The organism is Stenotrophomonas maltophilia (assembly GCF_047782825.1).
Classification (GTDB): Bacteria; Pseudomonadota; Gammaproteobacteria; order Xanthomonadales; family Xanthomonadaceae; genus Stenotrophomonas.
The window spans coordinates 1,809,533-1,835,350 of sequence record NZ_CP180589.1 but is presented as its reverse complement, the minus strand read 5'-3'; the positions used below and the strand labels follow the sequence as shown (position 1 = coordinate 1,835,350).

Sequence of the window (25,818 nt, the reverse complement as noted above, 5' to 3'; positions counted from 1 at the left end):
CCGCGGATCACCTCAACCGTGCAGGTCGTAGCGATCCAGTTCCATCACCCGCGTCCAGGCGGCAATGAAATCCTGCACGAACTTCTTTTCGCCATCGGTGCTGGCATAGACCTCGGCCAGTGCGCGCAGCACGGCGTTGGAACCGAACACCAGGTCGGCACGGGTGCCGGTCCAGCGTGCGCTGCCATCGCCACGGCCGCGGCCTTCATAGCTCTCGCGACCGGTGGCCTTCCACTGCGTGCCCATGTCCAGCAGGTTGACGAAGAAGTCGTTGCTCAACGTGCCCGTGCGGGTGGTGAACACGCCGTGCTTGCCGCCATCGGCATTGGCACCCAGCACGCGCAGGCCACCGACCAGGGCGGTCATCTCCGGTGCGGTCAGGGTCAGCAGCTGCGCCTTGTCGATCAGCAGCGCTTCGCCCGGCACGCTGTACGCACCCTTCAGGTAGTTGCGGAAGCCATCGGCGGCCGGCTCCAGCACCGCGAACGATTCGACATCGGTCTGTTCCTGGCTGGCATCGGTGCGGCCCGGGGTGAACGGCACGCTGACGTCATGGCCGCCGGCCTTGGCCGCCTGCTCGACACCCACGCCACCGGCCAGCACGATCAGGTCGGCCAGCGATACCTGCTTGCTGCCGCCGCCATTGAATTCGGCCTGCACCTTTTCCAGTGCGGCCAGCACCTTGGCCAGCTGCTGCGGCTGGTTCACCGCCCAGTCCTTCTGCGGGGCCAGGCGGATGCGTGCGCCGTTGGCACCGCCGCGCTTGTCCGAGCCGCGGAAGGTCGAGGCCGACGCCCACGCGGTGGACACCAGCTCGGCCACGCTCAGGCCGGTCGCGGCGATCTTCTGCTTCAGCGCGGCGATGTCCTTGGCGTCGATCAGCGGGTGCCTGGCTTCCGGCACCGGGTCCTGCCAGATGAACTCCTCGGCCGGAATTTCCGGGCCCAGGTAACGCGCACGCGGGCCCATGTCGCGGTGGGTCAGCTTGAACCAGGCGCGGGCGAAGGCATCGGCGAAAGCCTGCGGATTCTCGAGGAACTTCCGCGAGACCTTTTCGTAGGCCGGGTCCATGCGCAGCGACAGATCGGTGGTGAGCATGGTCGGGCGGTGCTTCTTCGACGGATCGTGTGCGTCGGGAATGACTGCGTCGGCGTTCTTGGCCACCCACTGGTGGGCGCCGGCCGGGCTCTTGGTCAGTTCCCATTCGTTGCCGAACAGGATCTCGAAGAAGTCGTGGCTCCACTGCGCCGGGGTGCGCGTCCAGGTCACTTCCAGGCCGCTGGTGATGGTGTCGCCGCCCTTGCCGCTGCCGAAGCTGTTGGTCCAGCCCAAGCCCTGGTTTTCCAGGCCGGCCGCTTCGGGTTCCTTGCCGACATTGTCGGCCGGGCCGGCGCCATGGGTCTTGCCGAAGCTGTGGCCACCGGCGATCAGGGCGACGGTTTCCTCGTCGTCCATGGCCATGCGGGCGAAGGTGTCGCGGATGTCATGCGCGGCCAGTACCGGGTCGGGGTTGCCGTCCGGGCCTTCCGGGTTCACATAGATCAGGCCCATCTGCACCGCGGCCAGCGGGTTTTCAAGCTTGCGCGAATGCACGTCGCCGTCGGCGTCATCATCGGACACCAGCACGCCGTGGTCTTCCTGCACACCTTCCGAGCCGTGCTTGTAGCGCACGTCGCCGCCCAGCCAGGTGGTTTCGCGGCCCCAGTACACGTCCTGGTCCGGTTCCCAGGTATCGGGGCGGCCGCCGGCAAAGCCCAGCGTCTTGAAGCCCATCGATTCAAGGGCGACGTTGCCGGTCAGGATCAGCAGGTCGGACCAGGAAATGGCCTGGCCGTACTTCTGCTTGATCGGCCACAGCAGGCGGCGCGCTTTGTCCAGGCTGACGTTGTCCGGCCAGCTGTTGAGCGGGGCGAAGCGCTGCTGGCCACGACCGCCACCGCCGCGGCCATCGCCGATGCGGTAGGTGCCGGCACTGTGCCAGGCCATGCGGATGAACAGGCCGCCGTAGTGGCCGAAGTCGGCCGGCCACCAATCCTGCGAATCGGTCATCAGGGCCTTCAGGTCGGCCTTCAGCGCGGCGTAGTCCAGGCCCTTGAAGGCCTTGGCGTAATCGAAGCCCGCATCAAGCGGATTGGAGCGCGTGGAGTGCTGGTTGAGCAGGTCCACGCGCAGCTGGTTCGGCCACCAGTCGCGGTTGGTCGTCGCGTCGCCGACGACGGCGTGATTGAAGGGGCACTTGGCTTCGCTTTTCATGGGTCTCTACCTGTGGACTGGCGAAAGGTGGAATCGGGGGAGGCCTGACCACCATAGGCGGCGCCTACCAATGGGTAAATTTGATTGATTCAACCGATGTGATAGTGGCTGCCTATCAGGAGAAGGGCTTGGACCGTTGTGCGCGATCAGCGCTTGAGCAGGCCGGCGCCCAGCTTGAACAGATCGCTGGCACCGAACTGGCCATCGCCGTCCTGGTCGAGCACGCCGCCCAGCAGGCTGCCCAGGCCACCACCGGACTGCTGCGCTTCCTGGCCGAGGGCCGAGCTGAGTTCATTGGCATTGCCCTGCTGGGCGAAGCGCTGGGCCAGGAACGACATGACGATGGGGGCGAGGATGGCCAGCAGCTTGCTGGTGGTGCCACTGTCCAGCCCGGTCTTCTGGCCGAGCAGCTGCGCGGCCTGGGGCTGCTGGCCACCAAACACGTGGCCGAGGATGCCGGCGCCATCGGTGGCGCCGCTGCCGCCGCCGCCCATCACCGCGCCGAGAATCCCGCCCAGGTCGAAGCCGCCACCGGCGCCACCGCCCAGGTGGTCGCGCTGCAGCGCGTTGAGCAGGGACTGCGCGCCCTGCGGTTCACTGGCGTTCTGGCCCATGGCGCCCAGCAGCAGCGGCAACGCGCTGCCCACCGCCTGGGTGGTCTGGCTGCTGTCCAGGCCGAGCTGCTGGGACACCTGCTGCAGGCCTTGCCCCTGCTGCAGCTGCTGGAAGAGGGATGCGGCGAGGGATTCGGTGTTCATGGCGGTCTCCGTTCTGTGAAGGAAGGACCGCCCGAGCATAACGCCGGGTACACGACGGAAATGCGAAGGCAGCCGAGCGTGGGCTCGGCTCTACAGATGGGGCGTGACGGGGCCGTTGTAGAGCCGAGCCCATGCTCGGCTCAGCCCTGCCAACGGGCGCGGTTACAGCAGCGTCTTCAACCGGTACAGGGCTTCCAGCGCCTGCTTCGGGGTCAGCTCGTCCGGGTCGATCGCGGCCAGCGCTTCCTGCGCCTTGCTGGCCGGTGCGCTGAACAGGCCGAACTGCTGCGGTGCATCCAGCGCCTGCGGCGAGACTTCAGCGGCATGGCTCTCGCCACCGCGCTGTTCCAGCTCGGCCAGGCGACGGCGGGCCTGCGCCACGGTCGCCCGCGGCAGGCCGGCCAGCGCGGCCACCTGCAGGCCGAAGCTGCGGTTGGCCGGGCCATCCTTCACCGCGTGCATGAACACCAGTGCTTCGCCATGCTCGACCGCATCCAGGTGTACGTTGGCGATGCCGCTGCGGCCGCCCTCGTGCTGCTCGTCGGCCAGTGCGGTCAGTTCGAAGTAGTGGGTGGCGAACAGCGTGTAGCAGCGGTTCTGGTAGGCCAGGTGGCGGGCCACCGCGTCGGCCAGGGCCAGGCCATCGTAGGTGGACGTGCCGCGGCCGATTTCATCCATCAGCACCAGCGAATGCGCGGTGGCGTGGTGCAGGATGTAGCTGGTCTCGGCCATTTCGACCATGAAGGTGGACTGCCCGCGGGCCAGGTCGTCGCCGGCACCGATACGGGTCAGGATGCGGTCGATCGGGCCGATCAGCGCACGGCTGGCCGGCACGAAGCTGCCGATGTGAGCCAGCAGCACGATCAGCGCGTTCTGCCGCATGTAGGTCGATTTACCGCCCATGTTCGGGCCGGTGATGACCAGCATGCGACGGTCCGGATGCAGGTCCAGGTCGTTCGGCTCGAACGGCTGTTCGCGCACGGCTTCGACCACCGGGTGGCGGCCGCGCTCGATCTTCAGGCAGGGCTCGGCCTGCAGTTCCGGGCGTGCCCAGTCCAGCGCCTGGGCACGTTCGGCGAAGGCGGCCAGCACGTCCAGTTCGCTCAGCGCCGCGGCGCATTGCTTCAGCGGTTCCAGCTGGCCGCCAAGCGTGTCCAACAGCTGCTCGTACAGGTACTTCTCGCGCGACAGCGAACGGTCGCGCGCGGACAGTACTTTGTCCTCGAAGGCCTTCAGTTCCTCGGTGATGTAGCGCTCGGCATTGGTCAGCGTCTGCCGGCGGGTGTAGTGCACCGGCGCGCGGTCGGACTGGCCCTTGCTGATTTCGATGTAATAGCCGTGCACGCGGTTGTAGCCCACCTTCAGGGTGGCGATGCCGCTGCTCTCGCGCTCGCGCTGCTCCAGGTCGACCAGGAACTGGTCGGCGTGGGTGGACAGGCGGCGCAGTTCATCCAGCTCGGCATCGAAGCCATCGGCCAGCACGCCGCCATCGCTCAGCTTCAGCGGCGGCATCTCGGCGATGGCGCTGGCCAGCAGGTGCGCGCACTCGTCGTGCTCGCCCAACGCAGCGTGCAGGGTCTGCAGGCGCGGCGAATCCAGCGGCGCCAGCACCTCGCGCACGGCCGGCAGCAGGCCCAGGCCATCGCGCAGGGTGGAAAAATCGCGCGGGCGCGCCGAGCGCAGCGCCACGCGGGTGAGGACGCGTTCCAGATCACCCAGCCGGCGGAACTGTTCGCGGATGTCGGCGTCGCTGCCACGGTCGATCAGCGTTTCCACCGCATGGTGGCGCTGTACCAGCACCTCGCGCAGGCGCAGCGGGCGGTGCAGCCAGCGGCGCAGCAGGCGGCCGCCCATCGGCGTCACCGTGCTGTCGAGCACGCCCAGCAGCGTGTTGCGGGTATCGCCGTCAACACGGGTGTCCAGTTCCAGATGGCGGCGGGTGGCGGCGTTCATCGCGATCGCTTCGCCGGCGGTTTCCATCGCAATCGAGGTCAGGTGCGGCAGGCGCTGCTTCTGGGTTTCCTCGACATAGCCGAGCAGGGCGCCGGCCGCTGCGGTGGCACGCGGCTTGTCGTCGATGCCGAAGCCGCTCAGGTCATGCAGCTTGAAGAAGGCCAGCAGCTGGCGGCGGCCACTGTCCGCATCGAACAGCCACGGCGCGCGGCGGCGCACGCCGGTGCGCTGGCGCAGGAACTCGGGCCAGTTTTCTTCGTCGGGCACCAGCAGCTCGGCCGGCTCCAGGCGGGCCAGTTCGGCTTCCAGCGCGTCGTCGGTTTCCACTTCGTTGACCAGGAAGCGGCCACCGGCCAGGTCGGCCCAGGCCAGGCCGTAGCCCTGCCGGGTGCGCGACAGGGCCATCAGCAGGGTGTCGCGGCGCTCGTCCAGCAGGGCCTCGTCGGTGACCGTACCGGGGGTGACGATGCGCACCACCTTGCGCTCGACCAGGCCCTTGGCCAGGGCCGGGTCGCCGATCTGTTCACAGATGGCCACCGATTCGCCCAGCGCCACCAGGCGGGCCAGGTAGCCCTCGTAGGCATGCACCGGCACGCCGGCCATCGGGATGGGCGCGCCGCCGGAGCTGCCGCGCTGGGTCAGGGTGATGTCCAGCAGCCGCGCCGCCTTGCGGGCGTCGTCGTAGAACAGCTCGTAGAAGTCGCCCATGCGGAAGAACAGCAGCAGGTCCGGGTAGTCGGACTTGGCTGCGAAGAACTGCTTCATCAACGGGGTGTGTTCGGCGGACTTGTCTTTGGACATGGGGCTCGTGGATCCGGGGCATGCGCCCGCGCCGGTCGGCGGCAGGCTGCAGCAGGTACAGGGCCGTCCATGGTAACGGCTGGAGGCCGATCGGCGGGCACCCGGTGCAGGTGCGGGATGGCGTTCAGGCCGGCAGCAGCCTGATCTGCGGATGCCCGGCGAAGATCTCCATCACGATCTCGAAATAGGTCTGGCCGTCACCGCGCGCCAGCGCTGCACGCTGGCGGTGGATCGCATCGGCGTTGAAGGTACCGGGCTGTTGCAGCTTCGCATCCAGCCAGGCCAGGGTCGCATCCGCGCCCAGCGCCGCACGGCTGTGTTCAATGTCGCGCCAGACCACGGTGGCCGTTGCATGGCCGGCCAGCGCGCCGTAGCCGCCGTAGAGCAGGTCGTCCAGCGCATCCAGGCTGGGCCCCAGTTGCCAGTCCTCGCCGGCCATGAACACGCGGTTGATCTCGGCATAGAGGCTGTCGATGCCAGTGATGGCGTGACCTTCGATGTGCAGGGTAAGGGTCATGGTCGGCCGTACCTGGTAGAGGGATCACGCGGTGGGACAGATGGCCAGCATCGCCTACCCGATCCGCCCCGTCATGCATTTGCCATGACAGGCGGCCCGACGGACGGCATAAAGATTCCGCAGGCCGCGCCGCCACCGTGGGTAGGACACGATCATAAGGAATTGAGATGCTCGCCTTACGCAACCTCCGTGTAGGTTCCCGGCTGTCGGCCGGCTTTGGTCTGCTGCTGCTGTTCATCCTGGCCATCATTGGCCTGGTGCTCTACGGAAACCATCTGAAGTCCGCCCAGTTCGAGAAAGTGGTGGGCGTGAACATGGTCAAGATGCGCATGCTGAACGAGATGCTGGATACCAACAACGCGATGCTGATGCATCGGCGGCTGATGGTGATCAAGCGCGGTGAGGGCTTCGATCAGGACGAACAGCGCACACGCGAACTGGGCCAGGCCTACGACGCCATCTGGACGAAGTACATCGCCATTCCGCGCGATGCCACCGGCGACGAACTGGTGGCCAGGATCGATGCCGCACGCAAGGCGATCGACGCGTCCTCGCAGCAGTTGCAGGAACGGATGAAGGCCGGCGACTTCGATGGCGCAGCGCAGGAGCTGCTGGCCGAGCAGGGGCTGGCCACGGCCTGGAACCAGGCCATCACCCGCCTGCTGAAGCACCAGGAAGTGCTGACCGAACGCAGCCGCGAGGACTACCGCGCAACCGAGGCCTGGACCGGCACGCTGGCCATCGTCTTCGGGGTGCTGAGCCTGCTGCTGGGTGCACTGGCGGCCTGGGCGACCACCCGCAGCCTGACCGGTCCGCTGCAGGGGGCAGTGAAGCTGGCCGATGGCATCGCCAACGGCCGTCTGGACAATGCGATCGATGCGTCGGGCAACGATGAAGTCACCCAGCTGCTGAAGTCCATGCAGCGCATGCAGGGGCAGTTGCAGGCGGTCATGGCCGCGCAGAATGAGATGGCGCGGCAGCATGATGGCGGCAGCCTGAGCTACCGCATGGATGCTGCGGCCTTCCCCGGCGATTACCAGCGCATGGTGCACGAGACCAACCAGCTGGTGGGCTCGCATGTGCAGGTGCAGAACCGCCTGATCGACGTGATGAAGCACTACGCGCGCGGCGACCTGTCGGTGGACATGGATGCGCTGCCCGGCGAGAAGGCCGCCATCACCCAGGCGATGGACGAGACCAAGGCCAGTCTGTCGGCGATCAACGGCGAGATCCGCCGCCTGGCCACGGCAGCGGCGGCCGGTGATTTCAGCCTGCGCGGGGACGAAGCGCGCTTCGATTTCGACTTCCGCGACATGGTGGCCGGCCTGAACCGGCTGATGCAGACCACCGATGAGAACCTGATGCAGGTGTCCACCCTGCTGCAGGCGATTTCCCGCGGTGACCTGACCGTACGCATGCAGGGCGAGTTCCACGGGGTATTCGCCCGCATGCGTGATGACTGCAACGCCACGGTGGAGCAGCTGACCCAGATCATCGGGCGCATCCAGACCAGTGCAGCCAGCATCAATCTGGCTGCAGGCGAGATCGCGTCGGGCAACACCGACTTGTCGCGGCGCACCGAACAGCAGGCGGCGAACCTGGAAGAAACCGCAGCATCTATGGAGGAACTGACCTCCACGGTGAAGCAGAACGCCGAACACGCCCGCCAGGCCAACCAGCTGGCGATCGGGGCACACGGAGTCGCGTCGCAGGGCGGCGAAGTGGTCGGCCAGGTGGTGACCACGATGTCCGGCATCGAGGCCGCGTCGCGCAAGATCGCGGAGATCATTTCGGTCATCGACGGCATTGCGTTCCAGACCAACATCCTGGCGTTGAACGCGGCGGTGGAAGCAGCACGTGCCGGCGAACAGGGGCGTGGTTTTGCGGTGGTGGCCAGCGAAGTGCGCACGCTGGCCCAGCGGTCGGCCGGGGCAGCGAAGGAGATCAAGGGCCTGATCGAGGATTCGGTCGGCAAGGTTGCCCAGGGATCGTCGCTGGTGCGCCAGGCGGGCAGCACGATGGGCGAGATCGTGGCGTCGGTGCAGCGGGTGACCGACATCATGGCCGAGATTTCTGCGGCGTCGCAGGAACAGAGTTCGGGCATCGAGCAGGTCAACCAGACCGTGATGCAGATGGACGAGACCACCCAGCAGAACGCGGCGCTGGTGGAAGAGGCCAGCGCGGCGGCGCGGTCGATGGAAGAGCAGGCGGGCCTGCTGGCCGAAGCGGTATCGGTGTTCCGCACCGGCGCGGCGGCTGCGGGCGCGGCCGTACGCCCGGTGCTGGCCGCCGTCGCTGCCGCGGCACCCAGCGTGCGCAAGCCGCTGCTGTCGACCCGCATCGAACCGTCGCTGGCGGCCAATGGCGGGGGATGGGAGGAGTTCTGAGCCGGTAGGGGAGACGGCGCCCGCCGGTGATGCTGGGTCACCGGCGGGCGCGATTTTCTTGCTGAACCCACCATGGCCGATGAAGTGGCGACCACGCCAATTTCACCTTCGTTTGTCATCCCCAGCGGGACACTGGCGCCATACCGGAACACAGGAGATGGCCATGAACACTTCCATTCGCGTGCTGCTGCTGGGCACCCTGCTGGCGGCCTCGTCGGTTGCGGGCGCGCAGAATTACGGCCCGCGTGACGAAGGTCGCAAGTTCAACGATGGCAGCCGCGTGGTCTGCAAGAACGTTGAAGTGCAGCGCAACTCGCGCGACCCCAACCGCATTGCCGGTACTGCCACAGGCGCGGTGATCGGCGGCCTGCTGGGCAACCAGGTGGGCGGCGGCAACGGCAAGAAGGTCGCAACCGTGGCCGGTGCCGTGGCTGGCGGTGCAGCCGGCCGGCAGATCCAGGGCAACCACCAGAACAAGACCGGTGACCGTGTGGTCGAACGCCGCTGCGAGCGCGTCTACCGCTGAGCCCAACGCACGACTGAGACACCCGCTCCCTTCCACGATGCGGTACCTCGAACGCCGGCCCCAGGGCCGGCGTTCGAGGTTGTGGGCGGGCGTATCGCCGGGCACGACACGCCCCCTATACTGCGGCGAATTCCACGGATGAACGCCTTGTGAACGAATCGCCTGCGGTCGACCCTGCAACGCCTGCGCCCGATACCGAAGGCGGCCAGGAGCCGAGCACGCGCTTCGGCCGTCTGCGCGAACGCACCGATGAGCTTGAGTTGTTCATTTCCGGCCTGCTGGCGTTCGCGCTGCTGGCCGTGCCCGGCTACCTGTTCGATGCGTGGGCGCGCAGCAGCCTGCACACCGAAGGCATGTACTTCCAGGTGCTGTGGTTCGCTTTCAGCATCAGCGTGGGCATGTGCTACGTGCTGGCGGTGGCCTTGATCGCCCACCTGACCGTGCGCGGATTCTGGATCGGCCTGGTCGGCCTGAAGTCACACTTCCCGAAGGGTATCGACTGGGACCACCTGCCGAAGATGGGGCCGGTCGCGCGTGCGTTCATGCGCTCCCGTGACGGGGGCCTGGATGGCAGCATCCAGCGTGCGGACCGGCTAGCGACGATGCTGTTCTCCACCACGCTGATGTGCGTGCAGACCCTGGCTGGCACCCTGGTGATGGCGATCGTCATCCTCGGCCTGGCGATGGCGGTAGCCGCGGTGTCGGGTGGCTCGGAAACAGCGGCCACGGTGTTTGTCTGCGTCATGCTGGCGGGCCTGCTGTTTGTTGGCGTGTTGCCGTCCCTGCTGGAGAAATCCATCGCATGGCAGCAGGCGCGTGGGCGGCCGACCGAACGCCAGCAGCGCGTGCTGCACTGGGTGCTGGGGGGGCTGCAGCGGGTGCCGTTGTTGCGCCTGATCCAGACCATGCAGCTGACGATGCAGAGCAACCTGCGCTCGCGCTACTTCATGGTGGCGTACATGGGCGCGATCATGGTGGCGATGATGCTCGGTGGCCTGCAGGTGGCGGGTTCGGTGAAGTTCTCGCTGTTCAACCGCTACCAGGTCATCACTGAAGAAGCGGTCGACCACGGCATGCTCAGCGCGCACTACGAATCGATGCGCTCGGCACACGACCAGCTGCTGCCGTACCCGATGATTCCGGCTGACACCATCAGTGGCTCGCAGCTGCGGCTGTTCATTCCGCACCGCCCGCAGCGCGACAACACGGTGGCACGTGAGCGCTGTGCGCCACTGCCTGGTGGGCGCAATGAAGCCAAGGATGCGGCGGCCGCGACCGCAGCGGTGGACTGCCTGGCCCAGCTCTGGACGGTGCAGCTGGACGGCAGCCCCGTTGACCTGCACGCCTTCGTGCCGATGGAGCGGCGCGACCTCGATATGCGCGGTCTGGCCGGTTACCTGCCGATGGCCGGGCTGGCACCGGGCCGGCACGACCTGCACCTGCTGTGGAATGGCGAGGGCCCGGAGCGCGGCGCGGATCGCCGGCGCGAATACTTCATCCCGTTCTGGTACGCCCCGGACCCCTGATCGCGGCGCCGTGCAGGCGCCAGAGGGCGAGGCTGCCGTACAGCAGCAACAGCACGCCAAGGGTGATCAGCTCGTGGCTGACATCCGCCAGGTGCGCATCCATCTGGGTCAGGCGCACCATCATGTTGATGCCCGAGGTGGTGGGCAGCAGCTGCGACAGCCATACCAGTGGTTGCGGGGTCATCACCGTGGGCCAGGACAGGTTGGCCAGGAAGAACAATGGAATGGACGTGGCGATGACGTACTGGAAGGCGCGTTCGCGGGTGCGGAAGAAGCTGCCCACGAACAGGCCGAAGGCCACCGTGGCGGCGATGAACAGCGTGCCGCCCAGCAGTTGCCCGGCCGGATTGCCGCCGCGCGGGTAGTCCTGCACCCAGGCGGTGAACCCGGCGTAGTAGAACAACCCGAACAGGCCGATCAGGCCGAAGCCCAGTGCCATGCCGGCCAGCGTCGGCAGGTCGAAGCGCAAGCGTCGGCCGAGGGCCAGGCGGCGCCCGCCGAGCAGTACGCCGATGCCCATCAACAGGGTCTGGTGCACGATCAGTTCGGCCACGCCCGGCACGATGGCGCTGCCGTAGCCTTCCTGGGTGTTGTACAGCGGCCGCTGCACCAGGGTGACCGCTGGCGCCTGCGGTGCCCCCATGAAGGCGGCCTGGGTGACCGCGGCCTCGCGCCCGAACGCACCCAGCGCATCGGCCACGCTGCCCAGTACCCAGCTGGCGCGGCCCAGGTAGGCGCCATTGCCGAGCAGTACGAGCTTGGCCGGGTGCCCGCGCAGGATGTCGCGTTCCAGGTTGGCGGGAATCAGCACGATGCCTTCGGCGTGGCCGGCTTCCAGCTGCTGGCGCGCGCTGTCGATGTCGGCCGGCTGGCCAACCACGTGGGCCACGCGCAGCGCGTCCAGTCTGCGCAGCAGCTCGCGGCTGGTAGCACTGTGGTCTTCGTCCACCACCAGGATCGGCAGGTTGCCGGCCACCTGGTGGCGGTACGCGGCCGGGTAGAAGAACGAGTACAGGATGACCGCGCCGACCATCACCACGATGGCGTAGCGGTCCAGCAGCACCGCCATCAGGGTCTGCCGCAGGCTGGCCCAGACCGCGCTCATGCGTCGGCCGCTGCGGGTTGCGCGGCCTGCGCGCTGCGCGCGAAGGCCAGCAGGCGCCAGCCACCGATGCCACCGGCGATGAGGATCATCAGCAGCAGGGTGCCCAGCGGCCACAGCGACACCGCCAGCGGCGCACCGACGAACTGCTGCTGGGTCTGCAGCTTGATGTAGGCACTGAGCGGCAGCAGCAGGTGCCAGACGCGGGTGAACAGCGGTGCATCGATGACCGGGAAGGTGGCGCTGGAAAAGGCCAGCGCGGTGCCGATGCTCAGGCCCACGGCAGACAACGCTGTCCCCATGTCACGGGTGACGCCGACGAAGAACAGTGCGTACGCCGCGGTGGCCAGGTAGAACAGCGGCTGGCCGACCAGCAGCAGTGCCGCGCTGCCGGCAATGCCATCGCCCCGCAGCCAGGCCAGGTAGGCCACGCCCAGCGCGCCATACAGCGAAAACAGCAGCACATAGGGCGTGATCTTGCCGGCGATGGCCGACCAGGGCGTGCGGCCCAGCCAGGCGGGCAGGGTGCCATCGCGGATCTCGCGGCCAAGGCTGCCGGCCACCGCCAGCGCCAGCACCAGCGACAGCACGGCGGGGAAGATGAGCGGCAGCAGGAACAGCTCGTAGCTGCGCGCGGGGTTGTAGAGGATGTCCGACTGCACGGCGATCGGTGCGGCGCGCAGTTTGCCCGGCCCGACCTGCAGGCCGATGCGCTCGCGCAGCAGGCGCGCGTTCCAGGCGGCCACGGCATCACCGATGTCGCGCGCAGCGGACTGGCCGGTGGTCATGTAGGTGGCGTTGTAATAGGCGAACAGCGTGCCCTGCTGGCCGCGTAGCGCCTGCCGGGTGACATCGCGCGGCACCAGCACGATGGCGTACACCTGCAGGCGGCGCAGCTGCGCGCGCGCGTCTTCCATGTCCGTCGGCTGGCTGGCGATGCGTACGCCGGGGCTGGCATCGAGCATGCGCAGCAGCAGGCGGCTGTCGCTGCTGTGGTCCAGGTCGACCACGGCAATGGGCACATCGCGCATCACCGAAGGGCTGAACATCCACGCCATCAGCAGCAGCATCAGCAGCGGCAGCAGGGTGACCAGCAGCAGATCGGCACGGCTGCGGCGCAGCGCGTGCAGTTCGCGCCGCCAGGACGCGCCGAAGCCACCGCTGTCCGGGCTCAGTGCTGGGGCCATGCGAACAGCACGCTCATGCCGGGGCGGAAGCCCTCGATGCGGCGTACCGGGCGCACCCGCACCTCGAAGCTGCGGACGTCGTAGCCGGACGACTGGCGGGTGGTGCGCCAGGTCGCGTAATCGCCGGCGGGGTTGATGAAGTACACCTTGAACTCGGCGTCCTGCTCGAGGGCGGGGATGCTGCCGCGCAGGGTGCTGCCCACTTTCAGGCCCTGCATCTGCGATTCGCGCAGGTTCATCGACACCCACATGCGATCGATGTCGACCAGGGTGAAGACCGGATACCCGGCGGGCACCAGTTCACCCGGATCGGCCATGCGCTTGTTGATTTCACCGGCCACCGGTGCGCGGCCTTCCACCTCGGCACGGGCGGCGTTGACTTCGGCCACCGCGCCCTGCGCCTGCTGCACCTGGCCTTGTGCGGCGCGCTTGTCCTGCTCGCGTGCGCCGGCCAGGGCCATGTCGTACTGCGCGCGCGCTGCGCGTGCCAGTTCGCGCGAACTGGTGGCCTGGGCCTGCGCTTCGTCACGCTTCTGCCGGGTCATCACCCCTTCGTTGAACAGGTTCTGCACGCGGCTGGCGGTGGCTTCGGCCAGGGTGGCACCGGCCTCGGCACGCTTCCAGTTGGCCTCGGCGGCGCGGATGTCCTCGCTGCGCGCGCCAGCATCGGCCTTGTCGGCCACGGCCTGCGCGGCGGCCAGGGCGCCGTGGGCCTGCTGTTCCTTGGCCGCCACTTCCGGGCTGTCCAGCAGGAACACGATCTGCCCGGCCTGCACGCGGTCGCCCTCGCGCACCTTCAGTTCGGCCACGCGCGCGGTGATCTTGGCGGCGACGTTGACGGTGTCGGCGTCGGCCATGCCCTGGATCTGGTCGGCCGGGCTGCGCCAGGCCAGCCACAGGCCCAGCACCACCACCAGCAGCAGGACCACCACCAGGAGGATGCCCACGCGGCGCTTGCCCGGCGGCGTCCCGGATTCGTCGTGCAATACATCACTCATGGTCGATCACCTCGTCCGCACGGCGCCGATAGTCTTCGAAACGGTCCATCTGTCCACTGATCTCCAGCAACTGCGCCAGGGCGATATCGTATTGATAGGCGGCCTGCGCGCGCTCGACGCGGGCGCCGCCCAGGCCCAGCCGCGCATCGATCACATCCAGCGATGTGGCCTGGCCTTCGCGGAAGGCCAGTTCCTGCAGGCGCAGGTTTTCCTGTGCCTGGGCGATGCTGCTGTCCAGCAGCACGAACTGCTGGCGCGCGGTTTCCAGTTCGTTCCATGCCTTGCGCACGCCCAGCGCGACCTGGTTTTCGGCCTCGCGCAGGCCGGCCTCGGCCTGTTCCTGCTGTGCGCGTGCGGCGCTGATCTGTGCCGGCCGCGAGCTGGGCGAGAGGAAGGTGTACTTCAGGCCGATGCCGAAGGCCCAGTCCGGGTCGGTCAGCATTTCATCGCGGCGGCGGAAATCGTATTGGCCGAAGGCGAAGATCTGCGGCTTGAGCTTGGCCTGCTGCACGCGCACGCCTTGTTCGGCCTGGGTGACCATCGCCTGCAGGCGGCGGATCTGTGGCTGGCGTGCCTGTGCGGTGCGCTCGAAACTGGCCACCGGTTCCAGCGGCGCGCGCTGCACGAACAGCGGCGACAGCGGCTGCACGTCGCCACCGCTGCGCAGCAGGGTGGCCAGCGCGGCCTTCAGTGTGGCCAGGTCGTTGACGGTCTTCTGGTACTCGCGCTCGGCCTTGTCGCGGGCCACGGTGGCCTGCAGGCGCTGGGCGCGGGTGGCGAAGCCTTCGCGTTCCAGCTTCTCCGCATCGGACAGGTGGCGGTTGAGGCCATCACGTACCTCGCGGCGCACGTCCACGGCCTGTTCGGCCAGGCGCTGGCCGAAGTAGGCCTGGGCCAGCTGCACGGTCAGCGACTGGCGCTGGGCTTCGCGCTCGGCACTGGCCTGTTCGCTGGCGGCGCTGGCCGCGCGCTGTGCCGCCGGAATCACCCCGCCGGTGTACAGCGGCAGAACCGCGGTCACCACCGGGCGGGTGCGCCAGTCGCGTTCGGTGAAGGACAACGGCGAATCGATGCCATAGGCCTCGGCCACCGGTGCCAGTGAGCCCAGCGGCAGGGTGAGGGTCTTCTGGAACTGCAGGCGGCGCACTTCGCCGGTGATCTCCGGCAACCGCAGCAGGCGCGTGGCTTCCTGCAGGTCCTGCTTGTTGCGCACGCCGGCATCGGCGGCGGCCAGGGCGTCGGAGACCTGTTCCAATCGCTGCCGCGCCTGTTCCCACTGCAGTGCCGGCGCGTCCGCCCCGGCCTGCGCGAACGCGGCCAGTGGCAGGCCCGCCAGCAGGGCGGCGCCGAGCGCACGCTGCATCCTTGTTACCCGGCCGCTCACGCGCACGCCATCCCTGTGGTGAAGAAGTGGGGAAACGGTAGTGGCCGGCGTGTGAAGCCAGGGTCTGCGCAGTGCCTCATCGGGTTCGTCCTTGTATCAACGCAGGGTGCCGCGGGCGGCGGCGTGCAGCGCCTGGGTGATGTGCTGCAGCGTGCTTGAGCGCACGGCGGCGTGTTGCCAGTACAGCGGTACATCCAGCCATCGGCGGGGTTCCAGCACCACCACCTGGCCGGCGCGAACGGCTGGGGCGACCAGGGTTTCCGGTGCCAGGCACCAGCCGAGTCCGCGTGCGGCGGCTTCGACGAAACCGGTGGAGGAGGGCAGGTAGTGTACCGGGGGCTGCAGGCGGGCACGGGTCAGGCGGCGCACGAAGCGGGCCTGCAGGTCATCCTTGCGGTTGAACACGATCATCGGTGCGTGGGCCAGCGCGTCGGCGTGCATGCCCTTGGCAAAGTGCTGGCGCGCGAATGCAGGCGAGGCGATGGCCTGGTAGCGCATCGCGCCCAGCGGGTGCAGGTTGCAGCCTTTCAGCGCACGCCCTGCGGCGGTGATCGCGCCGAGCACGCTGCCATCGCGCAGCAGTTCCAGGGTGTGGTCCTGGTCGTCCATGCGCAGGTCGAACAGGTAGCCATGGCGCTGATGCAGCTCGGCGATGGCGGCGACGAACCAGGTATCCAGCGAATCGTCATTGACGGCCAGGGGAATGGGCGTGCGGGTGGCATCGTGGCCGCGTTCGGGCAGCAGCTCGGCCAGTGCCTCGCTCTGCAGTACCTGCATGGGGCGCACGCTGCGCAGCAGCACCTCGCCTGCGGCAGTGGGCCGGCACGGCGCCTGCCGCACCAGCAGCACCTGGCCCAGGCGGTCTTCCAGCGCCTTGATGCGCTGTGACAGCGCCGACGGACTGATGGCCAGGCGCCGCGCGGCGGCCTCGAAGCTGCCTTCCTCCAGTACGGCGGCGAAGGCGGCCAGTTGCGGGTGTACCAGGTCCATGCCGGGCCTCTTCAGTTTTTCTGCACAGGATAAAGAAAAACCAGCTGGCCTTAACGTGGTCGATGGCCGCACCCTGCGCGTCCATCCGGAAAAGGAAAAACGCATGTGGATCGCAGCGGCGCTGGCCGGCCTGTTTGCAGGCGCAGGCCTGATCATCGCCATTGGCGCGCAGAACGCCTTCGTGCTGCGCCAGGGCCTGCAGCGGCAGCACGTGGGCACGGTGGTGCTGGCCTGCATGGGCGCGGACATCTCACTGATACTGGCCGGTGTGGGTGGCATGGGCGCGCTGGTCCTGCAATGGCCCTTGCTGCTGCAGGGACTGCGCTTCGGCGGCGCGGCCTTCCTGCTCTGGTACGGCCTGCAGGCCGGTCTGCGCGCGTGGCGCGGTGGCAGTGCGCTGGCAGCCGCCGACAGCAGCGGTGGTGGCAGCCGGCGCCAGGTGCTGCTGGCCTGCCTGGCCTTCACCGTGCTCAACCCGCATGTCTATCTGGATACGGTGGTGCTGCTGGGCAGCCTGTCCACGCGTTATCCAGGCAACCTGCGCTGGGTCTTCGCTGCCGGCGCCTGCGTGGCCAGCGTGGCCTGGTTCTGCGCGCTGGGCTATGGTGCGCGCCTGTTGCAGCCGGTGTTCCGCAAGCCGGTGGCCTGGCGCGTGCTGGATGCCTTCATCGCACTGTTCATGGGCGTTCTGGTCCTGCTGTTGCTGCTGCGCCCGCTCTAGGCGTGCAGGCCGTCCACCGCGCACAGCGGCGTTTCGCCGGGGCGCAGGGTCAATACGCGCACGCCCTGCGCGGTCACCGCCACGGTGTGTTCGAACTGCGCCGACAGCTTGCCGTCGCGCGTGTACACCGGCCATTCGTCCGGCAGCTGGCGGATGGCCGCCTTGCCCTGGTTGAGCATCGGTTCGATGGTGAACACCATGCCTTCCTGCAGTTCCATGCCGGTGCCCGCGTGGCCGTAGTGCAGGATCTGCGGCTCTTCGTGCATTTCGTGGCCGATGCCGTGGCCGCAGTATTCCTTCACCACGCTGTAGCCGTGGCCGCGTGCATGGCGAGCGATGGCGTGGCCGATGTCGCCCAGGCGTGCGCCGGGACGCACTTCGGCGATCCCTTTCCACATGGCCTGGTAGGCCACCTTCACCAGCTTGCGCGCGGCATAGTCGACCTCGCCCACCAGGTAGGTGGTGCTGGAATCGGCGATGTAGCCGTTCTTTTCCAGGGTGATGTCCAGGTTGACGATCTGGCCGCTGCGCAGCACATCGTCGTGGCTGGGCACGCCGTGGCAGATGACGTTGTCGATGGAGGTGTTGAGCACGTACGGGAAGCCGTACTGGCCCTTGCTGGCCGGTCGCGCCTGCAGCTCATCGACGATCATGCGTTCGACGAAGTCGTTGATGTCCATCGTGCTGCGGCCTGCCAGCGGCAGGGCATCGAGCGCGGCGAATACCTGCGCGAGCAGACGGCCGGATTCGGCCATCAGCTCGATTTCATCGGGGCGCTTGATGATACCCATGCGCTCAGGCCTGCCCCGGCGGCAGCAGTTGCGGCTGTACGCCGGCTGCGCGCAGTTCACTGGCGACGATGTCCTGGAAGCTGAGGGTCGGGTTCAGTTCGCACAGCATGCCGACCCGGATCCAGAAGTTGGCCTGGGCGTTGATCGAGCGGCTGGAGACGGTGCAGGCACGACGCAGCTGGTCGTGCAGGGTGTCATCGATGTTGACGATGCCCATGACGGGTTCTCGAATGGGTTTATATGAAGCGTATACGTTTCATATAATCGACTCAAGCCGGCGCCGTTCAGTCGCGGTGGGTGGCAAAGCGCAGGCGGTTGCCGCTGGGGTCGACCAGCAGCATTTCCCGGGTCCCCCATTCGGTGTCGTGCGGCGGCTGCGGGATGGGCACGCCGGCGGTGCTGAAGGCGCGGAACAGCGCATCGACATCGTCCACCTTGAAGTAGACCGCGGCACCGGGTTGGCAGTCACCGGCATGTTCGGTCAGGAACAGGGTCTGGCCGTCGCGGGTGAGCTGGGTGAAGAGCGGCAGGCCGGGTTCGAAGCGGTGTTCCCAGTCGATGGTAAAGCCCAGGCCCTGTACGTAGAACGGCAGGGTGGTATCGGCATGCAGCATGCGCAGCTGCGGGATGACGGTCTGGGGCATGAGGCAGGTTCCGGGAGGGCAGTGCCCAGTGTAGAGCCGAGCCGATGCTCGGCTGTTGTTCTCAGAGCCGAGCATGGGCTCGGCTCTACACGCGCGGTCAGCCGGCCGTGGGCACGGTGGCGATGGCCGCCAGCAGTTCGCGGTTCACCTGCTGGTGCTGCGCCTGCCACGCAGGCAGATCCTCGGCGCTGACCTCCGGTTGCCCATCCAGCGACGACAGCCAGCGCTTGAAGCGGCTCTGGTAATGGGCCAGTGAAACCTCGCCGGTGATGTCACTGCCGACCAGGCCGCCGGCGCGCAGTGACTCGATCACCACCAGTGCATCGTCCAGCTGGAAGCGGCCCTGGTCCCAGTTGCTGCGCGCCACGTCTTCGCCGAACACATCCTTGTCGATCGACAGATAGGTCGGCTGCGGCGCGCGCGCCTGCTCGGCGGCGAAGGCGGCCACCAGCGCGTCGGGGTGCTCGAAGCGGCGGAACGCCCGCCCCAGCCCTGCACGCGCGCCCCAGCTCACATCCACGTCCATGCACCAGTAGGTCAGCTTTCCACCCAGCAGCGGCCGCCAGTGGTTTTCCCAGGCATGGCCCAGGCCGATATCGCCGGAGGTGATGCCAAGGACGTGGACGTGGGAAATCTGTGCCAGCTTGCTGGCTGCGTTCACCCAGGAGCCGCAGTGCATGCCCAGCGGGAAGCGCATGTTGTCCGGATGATTGTCCAGCACCACCAGCTGGAAGCGCGGCTGCGGGCGCAGGCGGCGCAGCAGCGGAAGGCTGAGATGGTGGAAGTCGCCGCTGCCAAGCATCACCGTGCCCAGCTGCGCTGGCAGCGGTGCCAGCACCTCATCGGCGAAGCGGGCGAGGGTTGCGTGGCTGCAGGCGAAGCGCAGCGGGTCATGCCACTGCGGCAGGGCCATGCTTCGTGCGTTGGGCAGTGGCAGCACGCCACCGTCCAGATCGAGGATCAGCGGGGAACGGGGGGGCATCGCTCAGCCACCTCCATCCGGCTCGCCCTGCAGGTGCGGGGCCAGCTTCTTCAATGCGGCGCGCAGCAGCGGCGACCGCGCGTGGATGGCATGCCGGGTGGAAGTGAAGCGGGCCCCCAGTTCGGCCTTGATGCGTGAGTCGGTCCAGCCGGCCACGTAGTGGCTCAGGCCGTGCTGCAGCGCGTAGTCCAGGTTGTGCATCCAGCTGACCGCGTAGAGGTTGTGCTCGCGTGATTGCGGGTAGGCCAGGCCGATGTACTTGTCCACCAGCTTGCCGGCATGCACGTAGCACAGGTTCCAGCCGATCAACCGGCCTTCATGGCGGTACAGGAACAGCCGCCCCTGGCCCAGGCTGTCACCCAGCAGATGCTGGAAGTAGGCCGGCGTGAGCTGGTCGAAGTGCACCGCGCTCTGCGCGTACACGCCCAGGTAGAGCGCATGCAGTTCGGCCTGCAGGTGCGGATCGGCCAAGCGCGGATCGCCGGTGGCGAGGCAGTCGATCTGCAGGGCATCGCGCGAACGCAGCTTGCGCCGGATGTTCTTGCGCCGCGACGACGACAGGCGGCCGAGATAGCCATCAAGCGAATCGAAATCGATGGCCACCCAGGCCAGCGGCATGCCTTCCAGTTCCACGAAGCCGCGTTCGCGCAGGGCCTGCAGGAAGGCGCTGCTGTGGGCGTTGGCTGCCTCATCCAGCAACGGCGAATCGATGGCCAGGTCCTTGACCACCAGCAGGCGCGTATCGCCGGTGGCGTGACGCATCACGTCCTCGGCCAGCGCCTGCGGTGCGACATGCGCCGGCATTGGCGTGTACTCGGTGCTGGTGGCACCGATGAAGCGCGTCTGCCAGGTGATCCAGGGCCGCCACAGGCGCGACAGCGGCAGGCCCAGCAGTTTGCCGCGCAGCGTGTCATCCATGGTGGTGGTCAGGTCCAGCGGCGCGCGGAAGGTTGGCAGGCCGCTGGGCAGGCGGCCCGCCTCGAAGCCGAGCGGCGGGTGGGCCAGGAAGCCCTCCAGCAGCGCGGCCGGTTCCAGCGCGGTGCTGGACGTGCGCGAGGTCATCTCCATCGACGCGGGAACCGGCTGCGCATCCAGCCTCAGCCCTTGGCCTTTGTCAGGGCCTGGTCGAGCAGGGTGATGGCCAGGTCGATCTCTTCGTAGCTGATGTCCAGCGACGGCGCGAAGGTGATCACGTTCTTGTACCAACCGCCCACGTCCAGCACCAGGCCCATGCGCTTGCCGTCATGCAGCAGGTCACCGGCCAGGCCGATATCGACCATGCGGTCCAGCAGTTCCCGGTTCGGGGTGAAGCCGTCGGCCTGGCAGATTTCCGCGCGCAGGGCCAGGCCCAGGCCGTCCACATCGCCGATTTCCGGGTGGCGCTTCTGCAGCCCGCGCAGCCCATCGAGGAAGTAGCCGCCCTTTTCCGGCACGGTGCGCTCGTAGTCCATTTCCTTGCCCAGCTTCAGCACTTCCAGGCCCAGGCGGGTGCCCAGCGGGTTGGAGTTGAAGGTGGAGTGGGTGGAGCCCGGCGGGAACACGGTCGGGTTGATCAGTTCCTCGCGCGCCCACAGGCCGGACAGCGGGTTCAGTCCGTTGGTCAGCGCCTTGCCGAACACCAGCACGTCCGGGGTCACGCCGAAGTGTTCGATCGACCACAGCTTGCCGGTGCGCCAGAAGCCCATCTGGATTTCATCGACCACCATCAGGATGCCGTACTTGTCCAGCACGCGCTTGAGGCCGGTGAAGAAGTTGCGCGGCGGGATGACATAGCCGCCGGTGCCCTGGATGGGTTCGACGTAGAACGCGGCGTACTCGGCCTGGCCGACCTTGGGATCCCACACGCCGTTGTATTCGCTCTCGAACAGGCGCTCGAACTGCCACACGCAGTGGTCCGAATACTCGTCCGGGGTCATGCCCTTGGGGCGGCGGAAGGGATACGGGAACGGGATGAACATCGCGCGCTCGCCGAAGTGGCCGTAACGGCGACGGTAGCGGTAGCTGGAGGTGATGGCGGAAGCACCCAGGGTGCGGCCGTGGTAGCCGCCTTCGAAGGCGAACATCAGGCTCTTGCCGCCACGCGCGTTGCGCACGATCTTCAGCGAATCCTCAATGGCCTGCGCGCCGCCGACGTTGAAGTGCACGCGGCCATCCAGGCCGAACTTGTCGTGCATGTCGACCGCAATGGTCTTGGCCAGCTGCACGCGGGTGGGGTGCAGGTACTGGCTGGCCACCTGCGGCAGGGTGTCGATCTGGTCCTTCAGCGCATCGTTGAGGCGCTTGTTGCTGTAGCCGAAGTTGCAGGCCGAATACCACATCTGCAGGTCCAGGTACGCAATGCCCGCACCGTCGAACATGTAGCTGCCTTCGCCGCGCTGGAAGATCTTCGGCGGGTCGACGTAGTGCACGGTATCGCCGAAGGAGCTGTAGCGGGCTTCATCGGCCAGCAGCTGCGCGTCGCTGGCGGCGGCGTTGGCGTTCTTGTCAAAGATATTCATCGATACGGTTCCGGAGGAAGGAGGTCAGGCAGTGGCGAGCAGGTGCGGCAGGGAGGGGGACAGCAGGCTGCCTTCAAGCAGCCGGGGCAGCAGTGCGATGGCGTCGTGGAAGGTGTTGATGGCCGTGTGCGGAATGCCGGCGTTATGGCAATGGGTGACCAGGCGCCGCTTGGCGAACACGTAGTCGGCGTGCTCGGACACGCAGAAATCGGAGGTGCCATCGCCGATCATCAGCACGCGCGGCGCTTCGCTGGCGCGGGCGTGGGCGGCAATGGCGCACTTGCAGGTGCCACTGCGGCAGCCATCGGCCTGGTGCGGGGCGTCCAGTTCCCAGTGGTCGCCGCACCAGCGCAGGTGGTTGGCCACCACCGGCAGCGGCGGCAGGCCATGGTTGGCCAGGATGCGGTGGATGGCGTAGTCCAGGCCATCGCTGACGATGCGCAGGGGCACGTCCAGTTGCTGGGTGTACGTCACGAAGTCGATGAAGCCCGGATCGATGCGGACCTGGTCCAGGTGCGCATCGAGCGTGGCCGGGTCCAGCTGCAGCAGGCGCACCTGGCCCTGCATGCATTCGCGTGACCCGATCGTGCCGGCCTTCCACTGCTCTTCCAGTTCCTGCCAGCCGGGCTGGCCGTAGGTTTCCAGCAGCGCGTCGATGACGTCTTCGAGGCTGATGGTGCCGTCGAAGTCACACAGGATGCTCCAGTGCATGGGCAGGTCCGTCGAAGTGAAAAACATCCGGCACGGGGCCAGGGCAGGCTCAATGTAGGCAGGCCGCCTTTCTCGTTCCTTTCCTGCTGAAAGCCTTCACGCAACGATGCTGGAAACGTTCAGGAAGCCGTGGCGATGAATGCGCGAAGTGACTTGAAAAAAGGCATTTCAGGCCAGTGCGCGGGCCAGTGCGGCGAGCAGGGTGGCGGTGTCCTGCGGGGTCTGCCATGCGCTGTTGCCCAGGGTCAGCATGCGCGCGGCGAAGTCCCGCGCATGCGGCACCGGGGTAGCGGGCACCACGCCCTGCAGGTAGGCGTAGTCGGGCAGGGCATGCACGAACATGCGGCTGACGCCCAGCCCGCGCGACCACAGCGCATCCAGCGCAGCATCGCGCGCGCGCTGGCTGGGCAGCAGCAGCATCAGCATCGGCCAGGTACCGCCGGTGCCGGGCAGGCCATCCACCACTTCCACGCCCGGCACCTGTGCCAGCTGCACGCGCAGCTGCAGGGCGCGCAGGCGGCTGGCCTGCAGGAATGCGGGCAGGCGCCGCGCGGCATGGGCACCGACGTTCTGCCGCCAGCGGCTGACGCGGTGCTGCGGAATCTGCAGCGGGAAGACATCGCCGACAGCGTTTTCCACATCGCCGCGGCGCAGCGCGCTGCGCAGGGCGTTGCCATACACCAGCGACAGCAGGGAGGGGCGGTAGCACGCCGCCAGGCCGAGCAGTTGCATGCAGCGCAGCAGTTCCCAGCGCAGGCTTAAACGCACGTGGGTGTCGGCATGCGCGGCCAGCGCATGGCGCAGGTCGTCATCGCCGCTGACCAGCAGGCCGCCTTCGTGCAGGCTCAGGCCCTTGCCTGCCGCCAGGCTGAAGAAGCCGATGTCGCCGCGCAGGCCGACACTGTTGTTGCCCACCCGCGCGCCCAGTGCCTGCGCTGCGTCTTCGATCACCCAGGCGCCGGCCGCGTGTGCGACCTCGCAGGCCAGCTCGACATCGGCGATACGCCCGCCCAGATGGGTGGGCAGGATCGCCAGCGTGCGGGCATCGGCCAGGCGTGCAAGCTGGCCCGGGTCGAAGTCGAAGTGGCCGGGCCGGGTGTCGCACAGCTGCACGCGCAGCCCCAGGCTGTGCACGGCGATGGGCACCAGCGGGCAGGTGTAGGCCGGCAGGATGACGGTGTCGCGGCGCGGTGCGCGCTGGCGCAGCGTGCGCAGGGCGATCAGCAGTGCATGGGTGCCCGAACAGGTCAGCTGCAACGGAGGCGTACCCAGCTGCGCGGCCAGGATGTCGACCAGGTCACCGCCGCCGGGGAAGAAATCGCTGGCCTGTATCGGCAGACCGGCGGTGGGGGGCAGTTCGCGCGGGAACAGATTCACGACCGCAGCCTCATCGCCGCCGGCTCACACACGGTTGTCGGCCGCCGGTGTGCCCGCTGCAGTGCTGTCCGCAGGGCTGTGCGGATCATCGGCCTCGGCGCGGCCCAGGCAGACGATGCCGGCCACGATCAGCACCGCGCCGACCAGGTGGTACAGGCTGAGCGGCTCCTTCAACAGCCACGCCGACAGCAGCAGCACGCTGATCACTTCCAGGTGCGAGGCGGCGAAGGCCGGGCCGATCGGTGCATGCCGCAGCAGGCTCATCCAGGTGAAGAACGCGCCGATGTAGCCGAGCATCGCGCCGTACACCCAGGGCTGGGACAGCACGCGCAGCAGCCAGGCGGTGTTGGCCTCGACCGGCAGCGCAGCGTCGCCGGCGTACTTGAAGCACAGCTGGGCCAGGGTATCGAAGGCCATCAGCAGCGGGAAACCGACCAGGTAGAGCCGCCTCATGCGCCGGCCCCCACCACGGCTACGCCGGCGCTGACCAGCAGCATGCCGGTCACCCGCAACGGCGTGAGCTTCTCGCGGAACAGCACGCGGCCGGCGATCATCAGCGCGACGATGTTGATCGAGCCCAGCAGCACGCCCTGCGACAGCGGCACCAGCGACAGGAACGCGATCCAGGCAACGAATTCCAGCACATAGCAGGCGATGCCCAGCCACAGCCAGGGGCGGCTGAACATGTGCTTCCAGCGCTGCAGGCCTTCGGCATCCCGCGGGTCGCTGGCGGCGGCCTTGAACGCCAGCTGGCCGCCGGTGTCGAGCACCACGTTGGCCAGCCACAACAGGGTGGCGAGGCTGCCCATCAGGCCACGGCCTGCAGGGCGGTGTCGCCGTGTTCGGCGAGGGCGGCGAAGAAGCGCGCGCTGCGGCGGATGACTTCGCGCCGTTCGCGGTCGATGGTGATCATGTGGTAGCTGTCTTCCAGCACCACCAGTTCCTTCGGGCCGCTCACCCGCGACATCACCAGTTCGGCGTTGCCCATGCTGGCCACGTCGTCCTCGCGTGCATGCATCACCAGGCACGGTGCAGTGACCTGGTGCAGGTGGCGCCGGGTCCAGTGGCTGAGCGCGCGCATTTCCGCCAGGGCGTGCCAGGGGTTGCCGGGCAGGCCGGCGGCGGCGCTGTCGCCGGACAGCATGGCTGCGCTGACCTGTGCGCGCAGGCGCTCATCGCGCAGGCCATACGGCGGTTCTTCCATGAACATGCGGTCGCGGCCGATGTTGAAGCGCTTGAACCACGGCAGCAGGAACGAGAAACGGGCGACGGCAGGAATGTTCCAGCCGTCGTAGCGGAAGGTGGCGCCGTACACGCCCACGCCGGACACCCAGTCCGGGCGGCGTGCGGCCAGGGCCAGGGCCAGCAGCGCGCCCATCGACAGGCCGCCCACGAACAGCTGGTCGACCTTGCCGCGCAGCTGCGCGGCGGCGTCTTCCACGCCCTGGTACCACTCCTCCCAGCGGGTCTGCAGCAGGTCCTCGACGGTGCCGCAGTGGCCGGGCAGCTGCACGCCGTGCACGGTGAAGCCTGCGTTGTTCAGGCCCTTGCCGAGCATGCGCATTTCCGCCGGCGTACCGGTCAGGCCATGCACCAGCAGCACGCCCTGCGGGCCACCGGGAAGGAAGAACTCATGGGATGCGGTCACCTGGCGGCTCCGGCGGCAATCGGGAAGCGCAGGATGGCAAGCCCGATTTTCGCCAGCCTTTCAG

The 25,818-nt window shown here is 67.9% G+C and carries 24 protein-coding genes; 4 read left to right on the top strand and 20 right to left on the bottom strand.

Annotation, left to right across the window (positions count from 1 at the left end; translation table 11 throughout):
- Nucleotides 1–12 precede the first annotated feature (12 nt).
- The 4 genes from katG to ACM2ZB_RS08465 form a co-directional block, all read right to left on the bottom strand.
- A complete protein-coding gene (gene katG, locus ACM2ZB_RS08480) occupies nucleotides 13–2,253 on the bottom strand; it encodes a catalase/peroxidase HPI (protein WP_416058152.1) in 2,241 nt (746 codons plus the stop codon).
- A gap of 146 nt (nucleotides 2,254–2,399) precedes the next feature.
- On the bottom strand, nucleotides 2,400–3,011 hold the full coding sequence (locus tag ACM2ZB_RS08475) for a DUF937 domain-containing protein (RefSeq protein WP_416058151.1): 612 nt from the start codon (nucleotides 3,009–3,011) through the stop codon (nucleotides 2,400–2,402).
- Between the two features lie 162 nt (nucleotides 3,012–3,173).
- On the bottom strand, nucleotides 3,174–5,765 hold the full coding sequence (gene mutS, locus ACM2ZB_RS08470) for a DNA mismatch repair protein MutS (protein ID WP_416058150.1): 2,592 nt from the start codon (nucleotides 5,763–5,765) through the stop codon (nucleotides 3,174–3,176).
- Nucleotides 5,766–5,889: 124 nt separating this feature from the next.
- Nucleotides 5,890–6,282: a barstar family protein gene (locus tag ACM2ZB_RS08465; RefSeq protein WP_416058149.1), complete on the bottom strand. Its 393-nt coding sequence runs from the start codon at nucleotides 6,280–6,282 to the stop codon at nucleotides 5,890–5,892.
- 167 nt (nucleotides 6,283–6,449) lie between these two features.
- On the opposite strand from ACM2ZB_RS08465, the gene ACM2ZB_RS08460 reads away from it, so the two are divergent.
- The 3 genes from ACM2ZB_RS08460 (at nucleotide 6,450) to ACM2ZB_RS08450 (ending at nucleotide 10,721) form a co-directional block, all read left to right on the top strand.
- On the top strand, nucleotides 6,450–8,669 hold the full coding sequence (locus tag ACM2ZB_RS08460) for a methyl-accepting chemotaxis protein (RefSeq protein WP_416058148.1): 2,220 nt from the start codon (nucleotides 6,450–6,452) through the stop codon (nucleotides 8,667–8,669).
- Between the two features lie 157 nt (nucleotides 8,670–8,826).
- Nucleotides 8,827–9,195, top strand: coding sequence for a glycine zipper 2TM domain-containing protein (locus tag ACM2ZB_RS08455; RefSeq protein ID WP_313435491.1), 369 nt, complete (start codon nucleotides 8,827–8,829; stop codon nucleotides 9,193–9,195).
- Nucleotides 9,196–9,344: 149 nt separating this feature from the next.
- Nucleotides 9,345–10,721, top strand: a complete 1,377-nt coding sequence (locus ACM2ZB_RS08450; protein ID WP_416058147.1) for a hypothetical protein — start codon at nucleotides 9,345–9,347, stop codon at nucleotides 10,719–10,721.
- Here ACM2ZB_RS08450 and ACM2ZB_RS08445 read toward each other — a convergent pair.
- The 5 genes from ACM2ZB_RS08445 to ACM2ZB_RS08425 all read right to left on the bottom strand — a co-directional run bounded on the left by ACM2ZB_RS08445 (nucleotide 10,690) and on the right by ACM2ZB_RS08425 (nucleotide 16,382).
- Nucleotides 10,690–11,826 (bottom strand): ABC transporter permease, encoded by a 1,137-nt coding sequence (locus tag ACM2ZB_RS08445; protein ID WP_416058146.1) that lies wholly within the window; start codon nucleotides 11,824–11,826, stop codon nucleotides 10,690–10,692. The genes ACM2ZB_RS08450 and ACM2ZB_RS08445 overlap by 32 nt on opposite strands.
- A complete protein-coding gene (locus ACM2ZB_RS08440) occupies nucleotides 11,823–13,010 on the bottom strand; it encodes an ABC transporter permease (protein WP_416058145.1) in 1,188 nt (395 codons plus the stop codon). Before ACM2ZB_RS08440 ends, ACM2ZB_RS08445 begins: the two co-directional genes overlap by 4 nt.
- On the bottom strand, nucleotides 12,995–14,008 hold the full coding sequence (locus ACM2ZB_RS08435; RefSeq protein WP_416058144.1) for an HlyD family secretion protein: 1,014 nt from the start codon (nucleotides 14,006–14,008) through the stop codon (nucleotides 12,995–12,997). Before ACM2ZB_RS08435 ends, ACM2ZB_RS08440 begins: the two co-directional genes overlap by 16 nt.
- Nucleotides 14,001–15,398 carry a TolC family protein gene (locus ACM2ZB_RS08430; protein ID WP_416058143.1) on the bottom strand — a complete coding sequence of 466 codons (1,398 nt, stop codon included), beginning with the start codon at nucleotides 15,396–15,398 and terminating at the stop codon, nucleotides 14,001–14,003. Before ACM2ZB_RS08430 ends, ACM2ZB_RS08435 begins: the two co-directional genes overlap by 8 nt.
- A 90-nt stretch (nucleotides 15,399–15,488) precedes the next feature.
- A complete protein-coding gene (locus tag ACM2ZB_RS08425; RefSeq protein WP_416058142.1) occupies nucleotides 15,489–16,382 on the bottom strand; it encodes a LysR family transcriptional regulator ArgP in 894 nt (297 codons plus the stop codon).
- 103 nt (nucleotides 16,383–16,485) lie between these two features.
- Here ACM2ZB_RS08425 and ACM2ZB_RS08420 point away from each other — a divergent pair, with 103 nt between their 5' ends.
- Nucleotides 16,486–17,103, top strand: coding sequence for a LysE/ArgO family amino acid transporter (locus tag ACM2ZB_RS08420; protein ID WP_416058141.1), 618 nt, complete (start codon nucleotides 16,486–16,488; stop codon nucleotides 17,101–17,103).
- On the opposite strand, the gene map is transcribed toward ACM2ZB_RS08420, so the two are convergent.
- From map to ACM2ZB_RS08365, 11 genes are all read right to left on the bottom strand, one after another.
- The gene (gene map, locus ACM2ZB_RS08415; protein ID WP_416058529.1) at nucleotides 17,100–17,888 is read right to left on the bottom strand and encodes a type I methionyl aminopeptidase; all 789 of its coding nucleotides are present in this window, start codon (nucleotides 17,886–17,888) and stop codon (nucleotides 17,100–17,102) included. The genes ACM2ZB_RS08420 and map overlap by 4 nt on opposite strands.
- 10 nt (nucleotides 17,889–17,898) lie before the next feature.
- Nucleotides 17,899–18,111 carry a ParD-like family protein gene (locus ACM2ZB_RS08410; protein WP_416058140.1) on the bottom strand — a complete coding sequence of 71 codons (213 nt, stop codon included), beginning with the start codon at nucleotides 18,109–18,111 and terminating at the stop codon, nucleotides 17,899–17,901.
- A 67-nt stretch (nucleotides 18,112–18,178) separates the two neighbouring features.
- The gene (locus ACM2ZB_RS08405) at nucleotides 18,179–18,538 is read right to left on the bottom strand and encodes a bleomycin resistance protein (RefSeq protein ID WP_416058139.1); all 360 of its coding nucleotides are present in this window, start codon (nucleotides 18,536–18,538) and stop codon (nucleotides 18,179–18,181) included.
- Nucleotides 18,539–18,635: 97 nt separating this feature from the next.
- Nucleotides 18,636–19,520 (bottom strand): hypothetical protein, encoded by an 885-nt coding sequence (locus tag ACM2ZB_RS08400; protein ID WP_416058138.1) that lies wholly within the window; start codon nucleotides 19,518–19,520, stop codon nucleotides 18,636–18,638.
- Nucleotides 19,521–19,523: 3 nt separating this feature from the next.
- On the bottom strand, nucleotides 19,524–20,588 hold the full coding sequence (locus ACM2ZB_RS08395; RefSeq protein ID WP_416058137.1) for a GNAT family N-acetyltransferase: 1,065 nt from the start codon (nucleotides 20,586–20,588) through the stop codon (nucleotides 19,524–19,526).
- A 29-nt stretch (nucleotides 20,589–20,617) separates the two neighbouring features.
- A complete protein-coding gene (locus ACM2ZB_RS08390; RefSeq protein ID WP_313435515.1) occupies nucleotides 20,618–22,018 on the bottom strand; it encodes an aspartate aminotransferase family protein in 1,401 nt (466 codons plus the stop codon).
- 24 nt (nucleotides 22,019–22,042) lie between these two features.
- The gene (locus ACM2ZB_RS08385; RefSeq protein WP_416058136.1) at nucleotides 22,043–22,729 is read right to left on the bottom strand and encodes an MtnX-like HAD-IB family phosphatase; all 687 of its coding nucleotides are present in this window, start codon (nucleotides 22,727–22,729) and stop codon (nucleotides 22,043–22,045) included.
- Between the two features lie 168 nt (nucleotides 22,730–22,897).
- Entirely contained in the window at nucleotides 22,898–24,106 is a 1,209-nt protein-coding gene (locus ACM2ZB_RS08380; RefSeq protein ID WP_416058135.1) for a DegT/DnrJ/EryC1/StrS family aminotransferase, read from the bottom strand.
- Nucleotides 24,107–24,130: 24 nt separating this feature from the next.
- A complete protein-coding gene (locus tag ACM2ZB_RS08375) occupies nucleotides 24,131–24,559 on the bottom strand; it encodes a DMT family transporter (RefSeq protein ID WP_416058134.1) in 429 nt (142 codons plus the stop codon).
- Complete coding sequence (locus ACM2ZB_RS08370; RefSeq protein WP_416058133.1) at nucleotides 24,556–24,915, bottom strand: EamA family transporter; 360 nt, start codon at nucleotides 24,913–24,915, stop codon at nucleotides 24,556–24,558. The genes ACM2ZB_RS08375 and ACM2ZB_RS08370 overlap by 4 nt, the downstream gene beginning before the upstream one ends.
- Nucleotides 24,915–25,754: an alpha/beta hydrolase gene (locus ACM2ZB_RS08365; RefSeq protein WP_416058132.1), complete on the bottom strand. Its 840-nt coding sequence runs from the start codon at nucleotides 25,752–25,754 to the stop codon at nucleotides 24,915–24,917. The genes ACM2ZB_RS08370 and ACM2ZB_RS08365 overlap by 1 nt, the downstream gene beginning before the upstream one ends.
- Nucleotides 25,755–25,818 lie beyond the last annotated feature (64 nt).